General features: G+C 40.2%; 17 protein-coding genes. 4 read left to right on the top strand and 13 right to left on the bottom strand.

Annotation, left to right across the window (positions count from 1 at the left end):
* Positions 1-26: 26 nt before the first annotated feature.
* Both UNSWCS_RS02495 and thiC read right to left on the bottom strand, forming a co-directional pair.
* Positions 27-1,127, bottom strand: coding sequence for an Mrp/NBP35 family ATP-binding protein (locus UNSWCS_RS02495; protein ID WP_021087177.1), 1,101 nt, complete (start codon positions 1,125-1,127; stop codon positions 27-29).
* A complete protein-coding gene (gene thiC / locus UNSWCS_RS02490; protein WP_021087165.1) occupies positions 1,121-2,416 on the bottom strand; it encodes a phosphomethylpyrimidine synthase ThiC in 1,296 nt (431 codons plus the stop codon). Before thiC ends, UNSWCS_RS02495 begins: the two co-directional genes overlap by 7 nt.
* Before the next feature lie 146 nt (positions 2,417-2,562).
* Between thiC and UNSWCS_RS02485 the strand changes: the two genes are divergently transcribed.
* From UNSWCS_RS02485 to UNSWCS_RS02470, 4 genes are read left to right on the top strand one after another with little or no spacing between them, the layout of a single operon-like run.
* Positions 2,563-3,681, top strand: coding sequence for a bifunctional 2-C-methyl-D-erythritol 4-phosphate cytidylyltransferase/2-C-methyl-D-erythritol 2,4-cyclodiphosphate synthase (locus UNSWCS_RS02485; protein ID WP_021087138.1), 1,119 nt, complete (start codon positions 2,563-2,565; stop codon positions 3,679-3,681).
* Positions 3,678-4,568, top strand: coding sequence for a response regulator (locus tag UNSWCS_RS02480; RefSeq protein WP_021085856.1), 891 nt, complete (start codon positions 3,678-3,680; stop codon positions 4,566-4,568). The genes UNSWCS_RS02485 and UNSWCS_RS02480 overlap by 4 nt, the downstream gene beginning before the upstream one ends.
* Positions 4,546-5,727 carry a sulfate adenylyltransferase gene (locus tag UNSWCS_RS02475; RefSeq protein WP_021087132.1) on the top strand — a complete coding sequence of 394 codons (1,182 nt, stop codon included), beginning with the start codon at positions 4,546-4,548 and terminating at the stop codon, positions 5,725-5,727. The genes UNSWCS_RS02480 and UNSWCS_RS02475 overlap by 23 nt, the downstream gene beginning before the upstream one ends.
* 8 nt (positions 5,728-5,735) lie before the next feature.
* Positions 5,736-6,203: a phosphatidylglycerophosphatase A gene (locus UNSWCS_RS02470; RefSeq protein ID WP_021087136.1), complete on the top strand. Its 468-nt coding sequence runs from the start codon at positions 5,736-5,738 to the stop codon at positions 6,201-6,203.
* A 33-nt stretch (positions 6,204-6,236) separates the two neighbouring features.
* Here the strand turns inward: UNSWCS_RS02470 and UNSWCS_RS02465 are convergent, their stop codons facing one another.
* The 11 genes from UNSWCS_RS02465 to UNSWCS_RS02415 form a co-directional block, all read right to left on the bottom strand.
* Positions 6,237-6,842: a hypothetical protein gene (locus UNSWCS_RS02465; protein WP_021087179.1), complete on the bottom strand. Its 606-nt coding sequence runs from the start codon at positions 6,840-6,842 to the stop codon at positions 6,237-6,239.
* Between the two features lie 79 nt (positions 6,843-6,921).
* Complete coding sequence (locus tag UNSWCS_RS02460; protein WP_021087193.1) at positions 6,922-7,356, bottom strand: hypothetical protein; 435 nt, start codon at positions 7,354-7,356, stop codon at positions 6,922-6,924.
* Positions 7,357-10,452 carry a cytochrome c biogenesis protein CcsA gene (ccsA, locus tag UNSWCS_RS02455; RefSeq protein ID WP_021087160.1) on the bottom strand — a complete coding sequence of 1,032 codons (3,096 nt, stop codon included), beginning with the start codon at positions 10,450-10,452 and terminating at the stop codon, positions 7,357-7,359. It lies immediately after the preceding gene.
* 45 nt (positions 10,453-10,497) lie between these two features.
* Positions 10,498-11,055: a c-type cytochrome gene (locus tag UNSWCS_RS02450; protein ID WP_002941036.1), complete on the bottom strand. Its 558-nt coding sequence runs from the start codon at positions 11,053-11,055 to the stop codon at positions 10,498-10,500.
* A gap of 93 nt (positions 11,056-11,148) precedes the next feature.
* Complete coding sequence (locus tag UNSWCS_RS02445) at positions 11,149-12,420, bottom strand: OprD family outer membrane porin (RefSeq protein WP_021087161.1); 1,272 nt, start codon at positions 12,418-12,420, stop codon at positions 11,149-11,151.
* A 268-nt stretch (positions 12,421-12,688) separates the two neighbouring features.
* Entirely contained in the window at positions 12,689-13,126 is a 438-nt protein-coding gene (locus UNSWCS_RS02440; RefSeq protein WP_021087137.1) for a hypothetical protein, read from the bottom strand.
* Between the two features lie 124 nt (positions 13,127-13,250).
* Positions 13,251-13,838, bottom strand: coding sequence for a hypothetical protein (locus UNSWCS_RS02435; protein ID WP_021087195.1), 588 nt, complete (start codon positions 13,836-13,838; stop codon positions 13,251-13,253).
* An 83-nt stretch (positions 13,839-13,921) separates the two neighbouring features.
* Positions 13,922-14,356 (bottom strand): Dps family protein, encoded by a 435-nt coding sequence (locus UNSWCS_RS02430; RefSeq protein ID WP_009294499.1) that lies wholly within the window; start codon positions 14,354-14,356, stop codon positions 13,922-13,924.
* A 152-nt stretch (positions 14,357-14,508) separates the two neighbouring features.
* The gene (locus UNSWCS_RS02425; protein ID WP_021085600.1) at positions 14,509-14,886 is read right to left on the bottom strand and encodes a rhodanese-like domain-containing protein; all 378 of its coding nucleotides are present in this window, start codon (positions 14,884-14,886) and stop codon (positions 14,509-14,511) included.
* Between the two features lie 112 nt (positions 14,887-14,998).
* On the bottom strand, positions 14,999-16,042 hold the full coding sequence (locus UNSWCS_RS02420; RefSeq protein WP_035143365.1) for an Ig-like domain-containing protein: 1,044 nt from the start codon (positions 16,040-16,042) through the stop codon (positions 14,999-15,001).
* Positions 15,955-18,468 carry a phage tail protein gene (locus tag UNSWCS_RS02415; RefSeq protein WP_021087158.1) on the bottom strand — a complete coding sequence of 838 codons (2,514 nt, stop codon included), beginning with the start codon at positions 18,466-18,468 and terminating at the stop codon, positions 15,955-15,957. Before UNSWCS_RS02415 ends, UNSWCS_RS02420 begins: the two co-directional genes overlap by 88 nt.
* Positions 18,469-18,484 lie beyond the last annotated feature (16 nt).

Raw genomic sequence — 18,484 nt, 5'->3', positions numbered from 1 at the left:
ATAGGTCAAATCCCCTATTTTAGAGACTACTTCGAGCAAGCACTCTTGCCGTCATTTACTGGCTGGATCGCTGAGTTATCAGCCCCACCGCCGTTATTTATATTTTCTATTATCTCCCAAAGCCTTGCAGCTGCGCTCTCATAGCGTTTTGCAGTGACTGAGTTTGGCTCATAAAAGCTAACTGGCTTGCCGCTATCGCCGCCCACACGAACCGCTGGCTCGATAGGAATTTCGGCTAAAATTTGAGTGTTGTAAGCCTTTGCTACCTCTTCAGTCGTGCCTTTGCCAAAGATGTCGTACTCTTTGCCGTTATCTGGGCAGATGAAGCCACTCATGTTCTCTATGACGCCAGCGATTGGGATGTGAAGCTTCTCAAACATATCAAGCGCACGCTTGCTATCATCAAGTGCTACAACTTGAGGCGTTGTGACGCATACACCTGCCGTTACTGGCACGCTTTGAGCAAGGGTAAGCTGCGCATCGCCCGTTCCTGGAGGCATGTCAAGAAATAGCACGTCAAGCTCGCTCCAAAGCACGTCTCTTAGCAGCTGCTCGATCGCTTTCATGATCATCGAGCCGCGCCAGATAAGGCTCATGCCCTCTTCCATCAAAACGCCCATACTCATCATCTCGACGCCGTGGCTAAGGATAGGCTTTAGTTTGTTGCCAATCACTTGTGGCTGGGTATTTACTTCGCCTAGCATTCTTGGGATATTTGGTCCGTAGATATCAGCGTCTAAAACACCCACTTTTTTGCCTAGTTTTGCCATTGAGATGGCTAAATTTAGCGTTGTGGTTGATTTACCAACGCCGCCTTTTCCAGAGCTTACCATTACGAAATTTTTAACTTGTGGCGCGATATTTTTACCGCTTTGAGTGTTACTTTTCTCCTCAGGTATCTTTGGCTGGATCAAATTTAGAACGTACTCATTTGAGCCCATGACACGTTTGATGTCCGTTTTTAGCTCGTTTGCCACATCAGGATTTGAGCTAACGATCTCGACTTCTATTGCAATTTTATCGCCGATTTCTACGTTTTTTACAAAGCCAAAGCTAACTATATCCTTTTCAAATCCCGGATATATGACGCCTTTTAGTCTATTTAAGACCTCTTCTTTATTTAACATTTTTCTCCTTTTTCTAGATCTTTTGAAATTTTATATGCACAAAATTTTGGTCCGCACATCGAACAAAAATGAGCGCTCTTAAACGCATCTTCTGGCAAGCTCTCATCGTGAAGCTCTCTAGCCTTTTTTGGATCAAAGCTAAGCTCAAACTGCTTGTTCCAGTCAAACGCATACCTCGCGTCACTCATAGCATGGTCTTTTTCGATAGCTCCAGCCTTGCCAAGTGCGATGTCTGCGGCATGAGCTGCTATCTTGTGAGCTACGATGCCCTCTCTTACGTCATTTTCATTTGGCAAGCCAAGGTGCTCTTTTTGCGTTACGTAGCAAAGCATGCTAGCGCCGTGATATGCTGCCATCGTACCACCTATCGCTGAAGTGATATGATCATACCCCGCGCCGATATCGCTAACAAGCGGCCCAAGCACGTAAAATGGGGCGTCATGGCAGAGCTCTTGTTCGATTTTCATATTATACTCAATTTGACTTAATGGCACATGACCAGGACCCTCTATCATCACTTGCACATCTTTTTGCCACGCACGAAGTGTTAGCTCTCCAAGCACCTTTAGCTCGCTAAGCTGTGCCTCGTCTGTCGCGTCATAAAGGCAACCTGGGCGAAGTCCGTCGCCAAGCGAGAGCGAAACGTCATATTTAGCACAAATTTCTAAAATTTGATCAAAAATTTCATAAAATGGATTTTGCCTATTTAGCTTTGACATGTAGCTTGCGCTTAGGCTGCCACCCCTGCTAACTATGCCCATTTTACGCTTTTTAACAAGCGGCAAAAACTCACGCAAAAAGCCAGCATGTATCGTAAAGTAACTCACCCCTTGCCTTGCTTGCTTCTCTAGCACGCTTAAAATCAGCTCATTTGTGATATTTGTAACCTCTTTTGCCTCTTTTAAAATTTCATACATAGGCACCGTTCCAACTGGCACGCTTGAATGCTCAATGATAGCGCTTCTAATGGCGTCTAAATCGCCGTCCGTGCTTAGGTCCATAACCGTATCAGCGCCAAATTCTAGGCAAATTTCAAGCTTTCTAAGCTCAGCGCAAATGTCGCTGCTTAGGCTTGAGTTGCCGATATTTGCATTGACCTTTGTCTTTAGCTTTCTGCCTATACCCATTGGCTTTAAATTTATGTGATTTACATTTGCTGGGATGATGATCCTGCCGTTTGCCACCTCATCCATCACTAAATTTTCGCTCACTCCCTCGACCTTTGCCACATAGCTCATCTCCTTTGTGAGCTCACCACGCCTAGCATAGTACATCTGCGTCTTTGTCATGACCAGCCTTTTTTTAAAATTTAAAGGCTCATTTTAGTCCTTTTTTGTTTTGATCTAACTAAATGCTAGACTTAAATTTATTTCTATAAAAAGAAATATTTAGCTTTTAGGTGTATAATTCCGTAACAATCTTCAAAGGAGCTACCTTGCTTGATATCTCACTTATAATGCTAGGAGCAGGAAATTCCAGTCGTTTTGAGCTACCTGTAAAGAAGCAATGGCTTCGCATCGGCAGCGACCCACTTTGGCTATTTGCCACTAAAAATTTGAGTAACTTTTACACATTTAAAGAGATCATCGTCGTTAGTAAAGAGTGCAAATATATGTCTAAATTTGCTCCAAATTATAAATTTGTTGATGGCGGCGAGACAAGGCAAGATAGCCTAAAAAACGCACTTGAGCTAGTAAATAGCGAATTTGTCTTAGTTAGCGACATCGCGCGCCCTTGTATATCAAGTGAGCTCTTTCACAAGATCATCGAGGCGGCCGCACAGGCTGACTGCGTGGTGCCTGCGCTAAAGATCGCTGACACTGCCTATCTTGGCGAAAACGCAATAGACAGAGAAAAGGTAAAACTTATCCAAACACCGCAGCTCTCGCGCACAGCACTTCTTAAAAAGGCTCTTAGTAACGGCGAAATTTACACAGATGATAGCTCGGCTATGAGGGCCATTGGCGCAAGCGTTTGGCACATTTTGGGCGATGAGATGGCTAGAAAGATCACTTTTAAAGAGGATCTTGCCAAAATTTCAGCCCTAAAAGCACCAGAAAATGAGCTCTTTGTTGGTAACGGCTTTGACGTGCATGAGTTTGAAAAGGGTCGTCCGCTTGTGCTTTGTGGCGAGAAGATCGACTACGAGTTTGGACTAAAGGCTCACAGCGACGGCGATGTGGCACTTCATGCGCTAACAGACGCCATTCTAGGAGCTGCTGGGCTTGGCGATATAGGCGAACTTTTTCCTGATACGGACGCTAAATTTAAAGATATTAGCTCCATTTATCTGCTGCAAGAAGCTTATAAAAGGGTGCAAAGCGTGGGCTTTGTGCTAACAAACGCTGATATCACGATAATGGCTCAAAAGCCAAAACTCTCAAAGCTAAAATCAAAAATGGAGGCAAACATCGCGCAGGCTCTAAATTTAAGCCGCAGCCGCATAAATGTAAAGGCGACGACGACTGAGGGGCTTGGCTTTGTGGGCAGATGCGAAGGGATCGCTGTCATGGCAAGCGCTAGCCTTAAATTTTACAACTGGACACAAATATGAAAATTTTAATAGTAGAAAACGAAATTTACCTAGCTGGCTCGATGGCTAGCAAACTAGCTGACTTTGGCTATGACTGCGAGATCGCAAAGAGCGTCAAAGAGGCTTTGAAATTTGAAAATTTTGACGTAGTGTTACTTTCTACCACACTCCCTGGGCAGGACTTCTACCCTGTAATAGAGAAATTTAAAAGCTCTATCATCATCTTGCTCATCGCCTACATCAACAGCGACACCGTGCTAAAGCCGATACAAGCGGGTGCTGTGGATTACATACAAAAGCCATTTATGATAGAAGAGCTTGTTAGAAAGATAAGACATTTTGAAGAGTTTAGAGGCTTTAAAAACGAGATCAAAAACTACGAAAACTATATAAATTTCGCCCTAAAAGACTACGAGATACCTTGTTTTGAAGCTAAAAAGATCAAATTTCCACTTCTTTTAAAATCAAGCAAAAATGGCTACAGCGATAAATTTATCTTTAACTATGTAAAGGCAAACAAAACGCCATTTTTGTTTTTAGGCAAAGCCTGTTTTAGCGAGCTTGAAAAAGCACTTGCTCAAAGTGGCGACGAGCTCATCTACATCACAAATCTCGAAGAGTTAAAAGAGGATGAAAAAGAGAAAATTTTAGAGCTTTGCAAGAAGAAAAAAGTGGCTATCCAAACTAGCGATTTTGCGCAAAGTGCGCCATTTGAGGAGCTTGAACTCTCCATCAGAGATAAAAACTTTGACATCGGCGAGATCGTCACGATCGATGAATACATAAAATATATCATCGTTAATTATCAAGATAAATTCCCCGACACCGAGCTAAGCAAAAAGCTTGGAATTTCTAGAAAATCACTTTGGGAAAAGAGAAAGAAATATGACGTCAGCAAGAAAAAATAGTGAAATTTCTATAAACACCGAAGTTTATGGCGCCTTAGAGCTTATCAAAAACAAAATTCTCTCAAATTTTAGCGCCCTGATGGACGACGAGCAGATCAAAGAGGTGGCAAAAAAGGGCTACTTTAACGGCGAGCCGATGCCCTATTCTTTTGGCTTTGCCCCATTTGGCGAGGTCAATCAAAATATCGCTAGCAAGCTGCATGCTGGGCAAAGAGTAAATTTAAATATGGACGGCAAGATCGTTGGGCACATCGACGTGGCAAAGGTCTTTAAATTTGACGAGAGCATGCGAGCTAAAAATATATTTTTAGCAAATGAATCAAACAGCGAAATGTCGCTAAATTTAGGCAAATACGGCATAAGCGGCGAGTTTGAGCTATATGATGAGAGCCTCCAAATAAGCAAAGATGCGCTAAATGAGCTGATAAAAGAGAGTGGCGCCAAGAAAATAACGGCTGTTTTTTTAACGGCTGACCCTTTTAACCGCGCGCATGAACGCCTAGTTAGGATGACTATCGACAAGGCCGATCTCGTGGTCGTTTTTCTAATAAGAACGCGCGAAGAGAGGCACATCGACTACGAGATCAGAAAGCAGGTGCTTGACTTTTTTAACCAAAACTATCTGCCAACAAAAAAGGTCTTTGTCTTTGCGCTAAAAAACACGACCCTTTTTAGCTCGCACGCCAACCCTACGCTTGAGTGCATCGCAGCTTCAAGACTTGGCGCAAATAAGCTAGTCATCGGACAAAACCACTCAGGCATTGGCATGTTTTTTGACCACAACGAAGTTCATACGATACTTGACATCTACAAAAACGATCTAAATTTAGACGTGATCGTCCTGCCAGAGCTAGTTTATTGCAACAAGTGCAAGACGCTAGTTAGCACCAAAAGCTGCCCACACGGACAGCACCACCAGATCAAATACCACCCAGACGTGATCAAAGAGCTGCTATTTAACGGCATCATGCCACCAGCCATACTAGTAAGGCCTGAAATTTCAGCGCTCGTGCTAAGCAAGCTCTATGTAAATCGCTTTAAAGATATACAAAAGCTCTGCGACGATCTTTTTGTAAATTCTGGACTGCTTGAAAACAAGACCGACCGCGACTTTTACGAGGAGCTTATGAAGCTCTACCAGACATCATCACTCACTTAAGGAAATTTATGCAAAAGCTATTTTTGACATTTTTTGGATTTGGACTTTTACCAAAGGCGCCTGGCACTTGGGGCTCGGTGGCTGGAGCTGTGGCAGCTTATTTTGTGCTATATTTTTTCTCGGCCACCACGCTTTTACTGGCTAGCATTTTGCTATTTTTGGTGAGCATCAGCGTCATTGATGATTTTGAAAAAAAGGTAAATTCACACGACGAGAGCTTTATCGTGATCGACGAAGTTGCTGGCGTTTGGCTCGCTATCGCCATTAGCGGAGTGACGATCTCACAGCTAGTTCTCTCACTCGTGCTTTTTAGAGTGCTTGACATCAAAAAACCATCGATCATTGGTAGGATCGACCGCAACGTAAAGGGCGGACTTGGCGTCATGGGCGATGATATGGTTGCTGGATTTTTCGCTGGCATTATTAGCGCGATGATATATGGCGTGGCTATGAAATTTGGCGTAGTTTTGCCGTAAGCTGAGCTAGCATCTTGCTGGCTCTTTTTAAATTTAACTCTCCCTACTATTTTTCCATTTTAAAAACTCATCCCACTCTTCTTTTGATACTAGAACTTTATCGATATAATTCTTCTCATCCCTGCCTGCAATTTTATCTTTGTCATAAATTTTTCTAAAGACGATCATATTATAAAGTGAAAATCTAAGCTTTCCAAAAAGACTTAAATTTTTTGCATTTTCATGGGTTATCTCATTGCCATTTTTGTCACGTCCTTTGCCACCTAAAAACAGCAAATAAACAAGCGGAGTCATGAAATTAAATCTTAAAAGAAGCGCCCAAAAGCAGTTTAAAAAGCCGTGATTGTATTTAATGCAAACGTAAAAACCAAAGGCGGCGTAAATGGCTATTATAAAAAGCATAGTGTAAAAAATATAAGTTAATCCATCGTCGTTTGAAACGCCAAAATACTCACATACTGCACAAAAGATAGCTACAAAGATGGGAAATATCACGAGCGGAAAAATGAGATGCAGTCCAACTAGATCAAATTTACTCATATAGACTTTTATATTTCGCCTACCAGCAAAGATCATCAACAAAATAGCTAGCACTATCGGCGCAAATACCAAACTAACATAGAGATCATTGATATCCAAGTTGCGCTCCTATTTTATTTGATAAATTTGAGTTTATTGACGATACTTTGTATGCTTAAATTTTCAAACCGAGCTAAATTTACCTACGATTTTTGCGATTTTCTATGCCTATCCTCTCGCTATCTTCGATCTCTGCAACATAGCTTGGATTTTTCTTTTTAGCCTCTTTGTCTAAAAAGCTAATAAGCTTTGCATCGGCATTTTGGTGAGAGCAGATGAGGATTATAAAATTTATGTAGTTGCTAGCTTCTTTTGGAGCGACCTGATTTTTTTTCGCTGGTATTATAAATTTCTCTCCAAAAATTTGTATAAGCTCGAAAAGCTCGTTTTTGCTTAGAGTTTTATCACCAGCAAGCTCTTCAAGCTTTTCGATCGTGATCTCTTCTTCACTCTCGGGCTCTAGCCCTCTTGCCAAGACTTGATGGTCTTTGTTTTTTAGCAAAAGATAGACTAGCGCGCAAATGGCAACTATAAGCAAAAAAACAAAAAAGACTATCAAGCCTTTAAGAAGCATCTATAACCTTGTGCAAAGAGAGCGTTTCGTAAATGCAAGAACGCTCATCGCTATCATAATGGCGATGCTTATCCAGACAAAATCAGGCACTGGAAGCGGATCTCCAGCTGCGTATGAGTGCATGCCAGCTAGATAGAAATTTACCCCAAAATAGGTCATTATGATCGACCAATAGGCAAAAAATGATGCAACAGCAAATGCGTATTGATTATTAAGCTTTGGTATAAATCTCATGTGAAGCACTGCCGCATAGACAAGGATCGAAACTAGCGCCCAAGTCTCCTTGCTATCCCAGCCCCAGTATCTACCCCAGCTCTCATTCGCCCAAACGCCACCTAAAAAGTTTCCAAGCGTGAGCAAGCTAAGACCTAGTATCATCGCCATCTCATTTATACGCGTTGCTTCAGTGATATTACGCGCGATCTCAGCATTTGGCTTTTTCTTGTTTTGCAAGATGATAAGCAGCAAAGTAAAGCCACCAAGCAGTGAGCAAAGACCCAAAAATCCATAACTTGCAGTTATGATAGAGACGTGGATAGTTAGCCAGTAGCTCTGAAGCACAGGCACAAGTGTCGTGATCTGCGGATCCATCCAGCTAAGGTGTGCGACAAATAGCGTAACGCCAGCCAATATAGATGTAAGCGCAAGTGCGATCGGACTACGTTTTGCAAAGATGATGCCAGATAGACCAAGCGCCCAAGCGATATAGACCATCGACTCGTAGGCGTTACTCCAAGGGGCGTGCTCAGCGATGTACCAGCGAAGACCAAGTCCAGCTGTGTGCGCAAGAAAAGCTAGTAAATTTATAATATATACAGCTTTAACTATGCCATTTATCTGCACTTTTGGTGCAAGCATCTTGACAAAAACAAATAGTAAAAGTGCAAGTCCAGCCAAAAGATATATCGGCGTCAAGCGGTCAAATACTTGAAATTTATTAAATAAAATTTCTATGTCTATTTTTTTCTCACTTGGCATGACGGCAGAGCCGTATTTGTGCTGATAGGCTGAAATTTTCTCAAGCGCCGCATCCGCCTTACTCCAGTCATTATCCTTTGAGGCTGCATCAACAGCTGAGAAATACTCTCTCATCATACCAACGACTAGCTCAGCCTCTTTTGGCGAGAAGTACATCATCGCACTAGCTGGCGAATACCATGAATTTGACGGATCATCTTGTTTTGGGAAAATTTTGAAAATTTCACCGATAAATATCATATAAAATACATTTAGTCTCTCGTCGATCTTTATCACATCTTTGTCAAAAGTATTGCGTGAGCCTGGGTGTTTGCGGTTTGCTATCTCGGCAAATTTTGTTAGTTTATACTCGCTTCCGCCATCTTTTGTCGCTTTAAAAAATTCATCAAAGCTTGCGTATCTTGCATTTTCATCGACGCCTAGCTCTTTTTTTAGCTCCTTGCTTTGGCCAAGTGCGATGATCTTCTCATTTCGCCAAAAATCAGGCGTTACCATTATAGAAAGCATCGCTTGGTTTGAATTTAGGCTACCTATGCTCTCGCCTCTGTGAATTTTGTTTAAAACCTCTTTGCTAAGCGTATCAAATGGCTTCATCCTGCCATCTGGACTTTGCACTATAAGCCTAGCAAGCTTGTCTGCATGCTCTTTGCTGATGTGCGGTAAGAAGTCCTCAGCCTTTAGCGAGCTAAAATTTAAGCCTAAAAGTAAGACAGCTATGAGCGCAGCCACTTTTTTACCGCTTTTTGTTGATTCATTATCTATTAGTTTTGCGAGCTTTCTAAAGCGGCTGTTAGGATTTATGACATTTAGCAAGAAGCCAAGACCTAGCAAAAAGTAGCCGATATATGTTGGGATCTTGCCTGGGTCTTTATTGACAGAGAGGATCGTGCCTTTCTCGTCAGTATCGTATGAGCTTTGGAAAAATCTATATCCATCATAATCAAGCACGTGGTTCATATAAATTCTATAATCAAACCCCGGATCATTCGTGCCGTCTTTTACCACAACCTCACTTGAGTAGCTCATAGGCGAATTTGAGCCAGGATATCTTTTTAACTCAAAGTCTTTTAGATAGAGGCTAAATGGGAGTTTTATCTGCTGAGCCCCCCATGAAGCGTTAAATTTCTGTCCAGCCACGGCGATACGTGATGGCTCCATTAGGTTGTAAAATACATGCATCTCTTTACTCTCACCTTTATAGTTTAGCTCAGCTATCAATGCATTAAACTCACTATCCTTTGAGCTAACTAGCTTTCTTGAAGCGTGCGCTGAGACTAGCCTTGGGGCGAAATTTATATTTGAGATAGTATATAAGCTACCTGTGCCAAATTCATTCACGCTACCAGCTTTTAGCTCAGTTTTTGAGCTATCTGCCATAGTAAATTTTGAAAGATCGGCATTTGAAGTAACTGTGAAATTTCCATCATTTAGTCTAAAAAGAACGTATTTTTTATTTTCATCTGGTTTGGCATTAAAGATAAAGCTGATATCTCCAACCCTCGCCTCTTCTTCTTCAAGTAAAAATATCTCTTCGCTTTCGCTCTCGTTTGAAACTACAAATTCTACAACAGGCTTCCCGCTATCATCATTTACAAATTTATAGCTTGCATTTGGCACAAATTCTTTAAATTTTAAACTAGCCTCGCCATCTGCTGTTTTTAGCTTTAGATCAAAGCCCTTCTTCACATCAGCAAGTCCCAAAGGCATAGCCGAGCTGATCTCTTCGCCTTTGTCGTTAAGCGCTGTTAAATTTATATACGAAACCTTTGTATTAACGACGTTTGAAGCGGTGTTTTCACGTATATGCATATCAGCTTCAAAGCCGAGGTATCTTGTGATGCCAGCACCGATTAAGATGACGATAAAGCCTAAGTGAAAGATAAGAGATGGGAGTTTTTTAGGATCGATTAGGTTGTATCTAAAGATATTGAAAGCTAAATTTATACCAAGCAGTAGTTGGATAAGCGCAAACCAGCTAGCACCATAAACATAGTACCAAGCTGCTTCAGTGCTGGTTTTGCTCTCTATTATTGTGGCGGCTCCACTAGCTATAGCAAAGATTATCATCAAAACGATAGCTGAGCCCATACTTAAAAATAATGTTTTTGGATTTAACATCTGCTTCCTTTTATTTATATTGTGGCAAAGCTACCGAAGTGAAATTTATCTTAAATAACTGCCCTGCTTTGTTTCGGTTGAAACTGGTTTATTTTCGTTTGTATCTTGATCTGCAAGTGCATCTTTACCTTTTAGATAAGCAAGTATTGCACCTAGATCATTGTTTGAGACGATCTTAGCTTGGTTTTGCATCACGTTTTTACCGCTACCACCAAAGCTTGAGTCGCTTCTATAAGAGATGATGCTATCTTCTATATCTTTAGCATCCATATTTTTAAGTGGTGTTGAACCAAATGGTCTTTTGTCTGCGCTTTCGCCATGGCAGCTAGCACATTGTTTCTCATAAAGCTCTTTTCCTAAAGAGACACTATATCTACCTTTTCTATCAACGCCAAATTTTAAAATTCTATTGTCTTTATAGCGTCTTGGATCTTCATCGACATAGACATTTACTTTTTCATTTCTGTCATTAGCCTGCTTTTTTGCCATCTCGGCAAGCTCTTTACCAAACTCACCACGAGCCTCTATATAATAAACCTGAGAAGCTGCAAAGGCATTTGCCACCAAAAAACACGCCAAAAAAGAAATTTTGATATTTTTCATGAGTTTCCTTGAAATTTTGCTCTAAATTTAAAAATCCCGGATCAGATTGCTCCGACCCGGGATTATATCATAAGTTGATTAACGAGCTATGAATTAGAATGAGTATTTAGCTTCAAATCTGAACTGATCTTCTTTCTTTTTGTCTTGATCAGCAAATTTTGAAGTCTTGAACGCATAGTATGAACTAAATTCTAGCTTTTTGCTATATTGATAAGCAAATCTTGGAGTGATCTCTTCAACTTTTTCTTTACCATTTTTGCCAACAGCTGCAGCATGTTTAATATGACCTTTTATGTAGTCTGCACCAACTGTAAATTTATCGAATGTATATCCAGCTGTAGCATATATTAAGTTAGCTTTACCATCAGCCCAAGTGTGATCAAGTGTAAGTTCACCAACATTTATTAGACCACCTTGGTCTTCAAAGCTGAATGATGTTACGCCTTTATCTTGGACTTTCCAGCCCATATAACCTAATCTTGCGTCAAGACCAAATAGTGAAGCTGTAAGTTCACCAGCATAGAAGTTACCATCATTGTAGTTTGCAACGCCATTAGATGCATCTATGCTTTTAGATAAAGGCGCAAATGATTTTGCATCTATATCTGCATTGCTATTTACATAGTTGATTCTACCACCTAAGCTAACATCGTCACTGATGGCAAAATTTGCAGAAACATCAGCAGCAAGAAGATCAGCTAGGTTTGTTAGACTACCATACCATAGTTGGAAGTTAATAGGATCGTATGAGCCAATAACAGCTGCAGCATATAGATTGCCAACATCATAAGCTTTAAGCGATCTTACGCCTTTTGTTATTTCGTATAAAGTGCCATTGCTCTCATCTTCGTTGTCTTCGATAGCATCAAAAGCTGCTGCTGCTAAAGTAAGACCTTCAATGTCTTGATTTACAACTTTAAGACCAGTAGCAACAGCATCATCGGTAAAGTATGAACCTATAACTTGTTTGCCAGCTGTTACAGTAGTGCCACCAATCTTATAACCAAGATAGAATTGATAAACATTAAAGGCTGTTGTTGTATCTGTTTTATCTGTACCTTTGCCTGCATTATCGCCTGAACCATCAGCTTTATTGTATCTTAAGCCAATAACGCCATAAAAATTATCATCGATCGCAGCTTTAAAGTCAGTGATCATTCTAAATCCATGACCTGCTTCATTTCTGTCTTCTGCTGGTGTTGCTGAAGCATCAGCACTCTTATCTCTAGTATTTGTATATCTATATCTTGCAAATCCTGAAAGATCTACATTTTTTATAGCTTCTTCAAGTGGAGTAGCACTTGCTACACTTGAGAATGCGCCTAAAGCAACCAAAGCGGCTAAACTAATTTTTGTTAGTTTCATTTTTTCTCCTTTTAAGGTTTTTGTGTCGACGATTATAATCAATAAATTTTAAGATGAAGCTTAAAAAATCATAAAATTTTGCATTTTTATTACCGATCGTTTACCGATTTTAACCAAAAAGAGGCATATTTTGATAATTTAACTTTTACAAATGAGACTTTTAAAAAGGGGGTAAAAAGAAAAAGGGGCCGTTGCTTTGCCCCTTAAAAGGAGTTCTAGTTTTGATTGCTGATGAAATTATATACGCTAGCAGTAAATCAACGGTAATCTAAAAAGAAATTTTCTCCTCTTTTGGTACTTCGATATTTGTTTTTATATTTTTTCTTTTAACGACTACTTCATTTTGCGGTTTTCTTATGCCATTATATGCGCCTCTAGTGCCGCCTTCTTTTATAAGAAGCATGTCTATGAGCTTATCTGCGTAAAAAGTCGCGTAAACAAGATCGCCCTTGTCGTAGTAGTATCTATTTGCACAAAAATTTGCTTTATTTAGCTTATTATTTTTCGTATCGCTGGCTACTATCTCGTAGCAGTATTTCGAATCTTTATAGCTAACATCTTTTATGAAGCCTTTAATGGAGCTTTTTGCAGGCATAGTTTTAGTAGCTTGTCTTGGTTGCTTGCGGACTGGCGGATTGTCATCAAAAAATGAACATCCCAAAAACATAGTGGCTACTGCTAGAGGAAGTAAAATTTTAGCTTTCATCTTTTCTCCTTAATATAAAGAGCAAAGTATAGCTTTTAAGATTAAATAAAATTTGCGAGTTTTTAAAATTTGAGTTTTATGCTTACATTAATGTATAAATTTCTTGGGAGAGACCCCAAGAAAATTAGGCTGATACGTTTAAAACATTACCGCCAAGCTCGGCGATCTTTTTATCGAGCGTCTCAAGCGTCTTTTCGATAGTTTTTTGTGAAATTTCAGGAAGCTCACCACCCCAAATTTTCTTTGCATCCTCAAAACCCTTTGCCACGCCATCTCTACCGGCTTTTAGCTTCTCTACATCATCACCTGCGCCATTTAGCACAAAACCAGCTATCCTATCAGCTGTATTTGCGATGCCAAAAAAGCCATTTTCACTAACTAGCTCGCTCGCCTCATCACTACTTAGCTCTCCTAGAGCTTTGCCGTTATAGCCGATACCTGCTAGATCAAGTCCAGCTAAAATGTCTGATAAATTTTCAGGCACACTAAAGCTTAGACCACCTTGAGCTAGTAAATTTGAACTAGCTTTTTGAGTAATATCTTTTTGATACTGCAAAAAGTAGCTATTTGAGATCTCTTTCGCGCTTAAATTTGAAACCTCAGGCTGCTTTTTAGAAACCTCTTTTTCATCTTTGTGAAGTGAAATTTCTGATTTTACATTTTCTTTTACGCTTGAAGTGTTGTATGAGCTTACGATTTGACTGATTTGCATATTTGGCTCCTATAAGTTTATAAAAACTATATCGCCAAAAGGTGGAATTTATTTAGGGTAAAGCGGGAGAGCTCCCGCTATGATTATTTACCAAGTGTTGCGTTTAGCATCCAGATGGCTTTTTCAAATTTAGCTATTTGATCTTGTGCGTACATCTGAGTTGTTGTGTCACCCTCTGCAAGCTCATCAAGCTTTTTAAACTCGCCCAAAAGGTGCTTGTAATCAGCCAAAACGATCTCTAAAACTTCAGTTGGTGTGTAGCTCTCTTTTGGCTCGTGTTTGATGTGAGCGACTTTTGCTAGCTCCTCAGCCTTGACGATAGGTCTGCCGCCAAGCATAAGAGCTCTCTCAGCTGCATCATCAAAAATCTCACTCATATCCTCATAAGCTTTTTCAGTATACTCGTGGACGCTAAAAAATTGAATACCTTTTACATTCCAGTGAAGATCGTGAAATTTGATATAAAGTGCATTTGCATCAGCCTGAATTGTGTTTAACTGTAAAATAACTTTTGACATTTTGTCTCCTTCTTTATTGTTTAAATGTGATGAAATTATATTGACTTAGAGTTAATCACTGGTTAATCAAATAATAAATTTTATTATTTAGTATAAATTTTGGCTACAAAATAAATTTATCTTGTAGCCAAATGTAGAATTTAGAGATTTGTCTATTTTTTATAAGGTGTAGTTTTGTAGCCTTGCTCGATCAAACTACTCATGCCACCATCTAAATTTATAATCTTAAGATCTGTGCTATCTATCGCTGTAGCTGCTGCTGTGCTTCTTCTGCCACTTCTACAAACAAGAGCGATAGGCTTTTTGATATCAACCGCTTTTGAAAGCTCATCTAAAAATGCACTCTTGTTACTTGGATCAAAAGTGATGGTCTTCGCACCAGCTATGATGCCAGTCTCTTGCCATTCAGATGGAGTTCTAATATCAACGATCTGATCATATTTTTTGATCTCATCTGGACTTATATTAACAGTTTTAACATCAGCTGACAACATGCAACAAACGGCTCCTAAAAGTAAAATTTTTTTCATCTACTCTCCTTAAATAAATTTTTGAAATGTTAGCATGGATTATTAAATGGATTAAATTGTATTTGAAATAGGCTAAGTGTGTGGAGAGAGGCTCTCCACATTAAATTTATGATTATAGGTGATCTTCTGGAGGTGTAGGAACTGGAAAATAAAATGTGGTAGGTGTGCTTAAATCAGCAACATTTCCTGCTTCATCAACGCTAGAAGCAACTTTTATTTCATAACCTTGATCGAAATATGCCTTATCTTTAAAATCTATATTCTCAGCTTTCCAGTTGCCATTTTCATCAGCTTTAACTGATATTGATGTAAGGAATTTGTCTGGAGCATTAAGTGGTTCCCAAAGAGCTGGCTTCATCCAGATTTCAAGATTAACGTCAGCAAAGGCTTCAGCCTTACCAGTTATAGTTGGCGTCCAATCAAGATCATTTGGGCTATTGATAAGAGTGCTATCATCTATATGACTAGTTATACTATCAGGATATCTAAACATGTGAAAATCTCTTAAATCATCAAAGTGATCAACCTTGATGCTATCAATACTTAGTTGATTATTTACTGTATCAACAGTTATCTCTTGTGTGCTAGTAGCTTTTAGCTCTTCGCCATTTGCAGCTACTTTGCTGGCTTCAATTGTAAATTTATGATCGCCATCAGCTAAAGGTGAAGTTGGTGTGTATGACCAGTTGCCATCATTATCAGTAGTTGTCGTGCCAAGCAGTGGTGCATTTTCACCTTCGCCATCAAATATGCTTATAGTAGAGTTTGCAGTAGCTTTACCTATTAAAGTTGGAGTGTTATCGTTTGTGATATGCAGACCTGTTCTTTCAGAAACATTGTGTTCTAAGATATTATCTCCAACATCGATATGGCGACTTACTGATTCGTCTGTATTTCCAGTCACTACGTTATCATCCACTGCCGTAACAGATACTTCTAGTGGCTGCGGCAATATATTGTTATATGCATTATCTATCGCAGCCGCAAGTGTATCAAGACTAAAGCCCTCCTCGCTTGCGCCACCGCTTACATTTGTAAAAGCCTCTGCACTTGCATTTGCTTGAGAGCTTAGGTTTTCAAAATTTGCATTGATGTTTGAGTAGTGACCGCTTTTAAACCTTTTCGTATTTCGTAATTTTCGCCCGTATCGCGCCAAAAAGCCAAATTCTTATTATCTTCGTAGATACTATTAAAACCCTCTACGTCCGCTAACGGCGTAACGTTTAAATCTAAATTTGCCGCATCGCTTCTTATGCCGCTAGTATCGACCGCGATCACGCTTAATTTAGAGTTTAATTTAGTCTTAGGCATATCGAATCTATTTAAAGCCGTTTTTGCTACCGGCGCGCCGTCTTCGTAAATTTCGAATTCCTTAAAATCTAGCGGCGGTAAATAATCCCAGCTTAAAGCCCAAACGTCCCTTAGCTCGGCCGCTTTTAGATTCTCTACCGGTCCCGGCGGGTAAAGCTTGCCTAAAACGTTATAAATCTTACCCGCGCTATTGCCCGCGCCGTCTTTTACCGTTATTTCGTAGGTTTCGCCCTCTTTGGCTTCAAACTCGAATGCGCTATTAAAGACATTTATTGTTCGTTCTTCGCTAGCGCTTTTGTAAGTTACGAAATAAAACAGCGAATTGCCGCTCCAAGCTAGAGCTAGCATAGTTTTTATATTTTTGGCCGTATCGTATTTTAAATATTCGCTTATTCTTAGATTCCGCACGCCCAGCGACGAATAGTCCGTAACGCTTATATTTTCTCTATCGTCGTAAATATCCTCGTTGTATTCTATCGCCGTAATATGGCACGTAAATTCGCCCGAAGTAGCTATCTTTAAAATTCGGTATAATTTAGAAGCCTTATTAATCTCGCCGAATGCGTAGTTGTCGTATTTTCTAAAGACGATTCCGTTTAAATTCAGCCTTAGTTTATTCGGAGCTAGGATTTCTAAAATCTCAAACTCTTTGATCTCGTTTACGTCGTTTTTGATTTGAATAGCGTATTTTACGCCGCCTACGGTATCTAAATCTCTATCTAAAATAACGAAATCCGCGCCGCTATCTTCTAACAACCTACCGCTAAAGCCGTATTGAGGCGTATCGTGGCTAACTTTGATAATATCGCCGTATCTGCAAACTAAACTATCTTTGTCGGCTTCAAATTCTATCATCTCGGTTAAATAGCGGTTGCAATTTAAAGTAAAGCGTCCGTAAGCTCTAGCCTGCGCCTCGTCCGTGCAGCCTACCAGCGTAACGGAGCTTTTATTGCTTACGCGCGAATTATCGGCGGCTATTTGTCCGGCCGAAACGACGGAAGGCTCGTAATCTTTATTTTTATCGTAATAAGTTATCTCGATAAAATTCGCCCTATCTACCAAAGGGAGGAAATTTTGCTTAAACGTATCGCTTAAGATATTCCCCATACCGAACAAAAAGCTTTGAGCGGGAATTAGCCCCGCTTTTTCTATTATTACGTCGAATTTAGAACCCGCTTGAAGCACGGACGCGCGACCTAGCAAGCTAACCGTATCTAAGGCCTTTCTAACGCTTAATTCGCTATCGAATACGATATTACATTTTAAGCTCTTTTCTTCGCAAAAATTAGCCCATTCGTTAAAACTAGGCATTATGCGCAAACTCTCCACGCCGCTATCTTCTAAAATTTTACGGCAGATATGAGAGGGATTATCGCTATTAGCCGTTACGACCGCGCTAATCCTAGGTGCTCCGCCGTTTAACTGATCGGTCGCTAACGCCCTAATAGCTAGAAGCGCGGTTTTAGGATAAATAAAATCGTCGCTTACGGTTTCGGTTACATATTCCAAATAACAATCGCTTGCGTAACGGCTGCCGGTATTGGGCGCGGTTTCAAATTTAGCCCTAATGTTATATTTATTGGGCGGTAAGTTACCCACCCTAAAGACTCGCCTAAAAGTAGAAGTCTGCGCAGCTGAAATGGTTTGCCCCGTTATCGGCGTCCAGTTTTTGCCGTCGGCGGAGTATTCTACCCTCACGTTTACCGAGTATCCGTCAAGCCCGCCGTTATCGTTAGCGTAATAAAGCCCGCGAGGGAAAACTAGAGTTACGGATAGGCTCGTTACGAAATTACCGTCCGTTTGCGCTAAAGAGTAAGATAAATCGGGGTTTAGCTTTTTGCCTATATTCTTATCGTAGCTAGTATCGTTAAAATTAGAGATTATATTTTGGTTATTAAGCCCGTTTCTAATCTCATAAGTTACGCCTTTAAAATTCTCTATCGGCTCATCATTTATCTTAATCTCTCGTATATCTTTAATCTCACCGTCGTTTAACGCATAAAGACCATTAAAATATTGCTTATCGCCATCGCTAATTATATGCGAAGCGATTAACGGCGGAGTTATTTTATGTGTCCCAAAAACCTTAGGCACTACTTGAGCCTGCATAGCTTGGTTGGTAGGCTTATTCCAGCCGTAGGTATTGGAATTTTTAAAATCCATTCTATCAAAGCCAGGCATAGATGGTTTAGGCATAATAGCACTTAATAGCAAATTGCCAGCCACAGCGATACCAGCGGCTAGCGCGTACGTTCCAAGCCCAGCGGCCATAGCTCCCGTTCCGCCT

The organism is Campylobacter concisus UNSWCS, from assembly GCF_000466685.1.
Lineage (GTDB): Bacteria > Campylobacterota > Campylobacteria > Campylobacterales > Campylobacteraceae > Campylobacter_A > Campylobacter_A concisus_A.
This window is presented reverse-complemented; position numbering and strand designations above follow the sequence as displayed.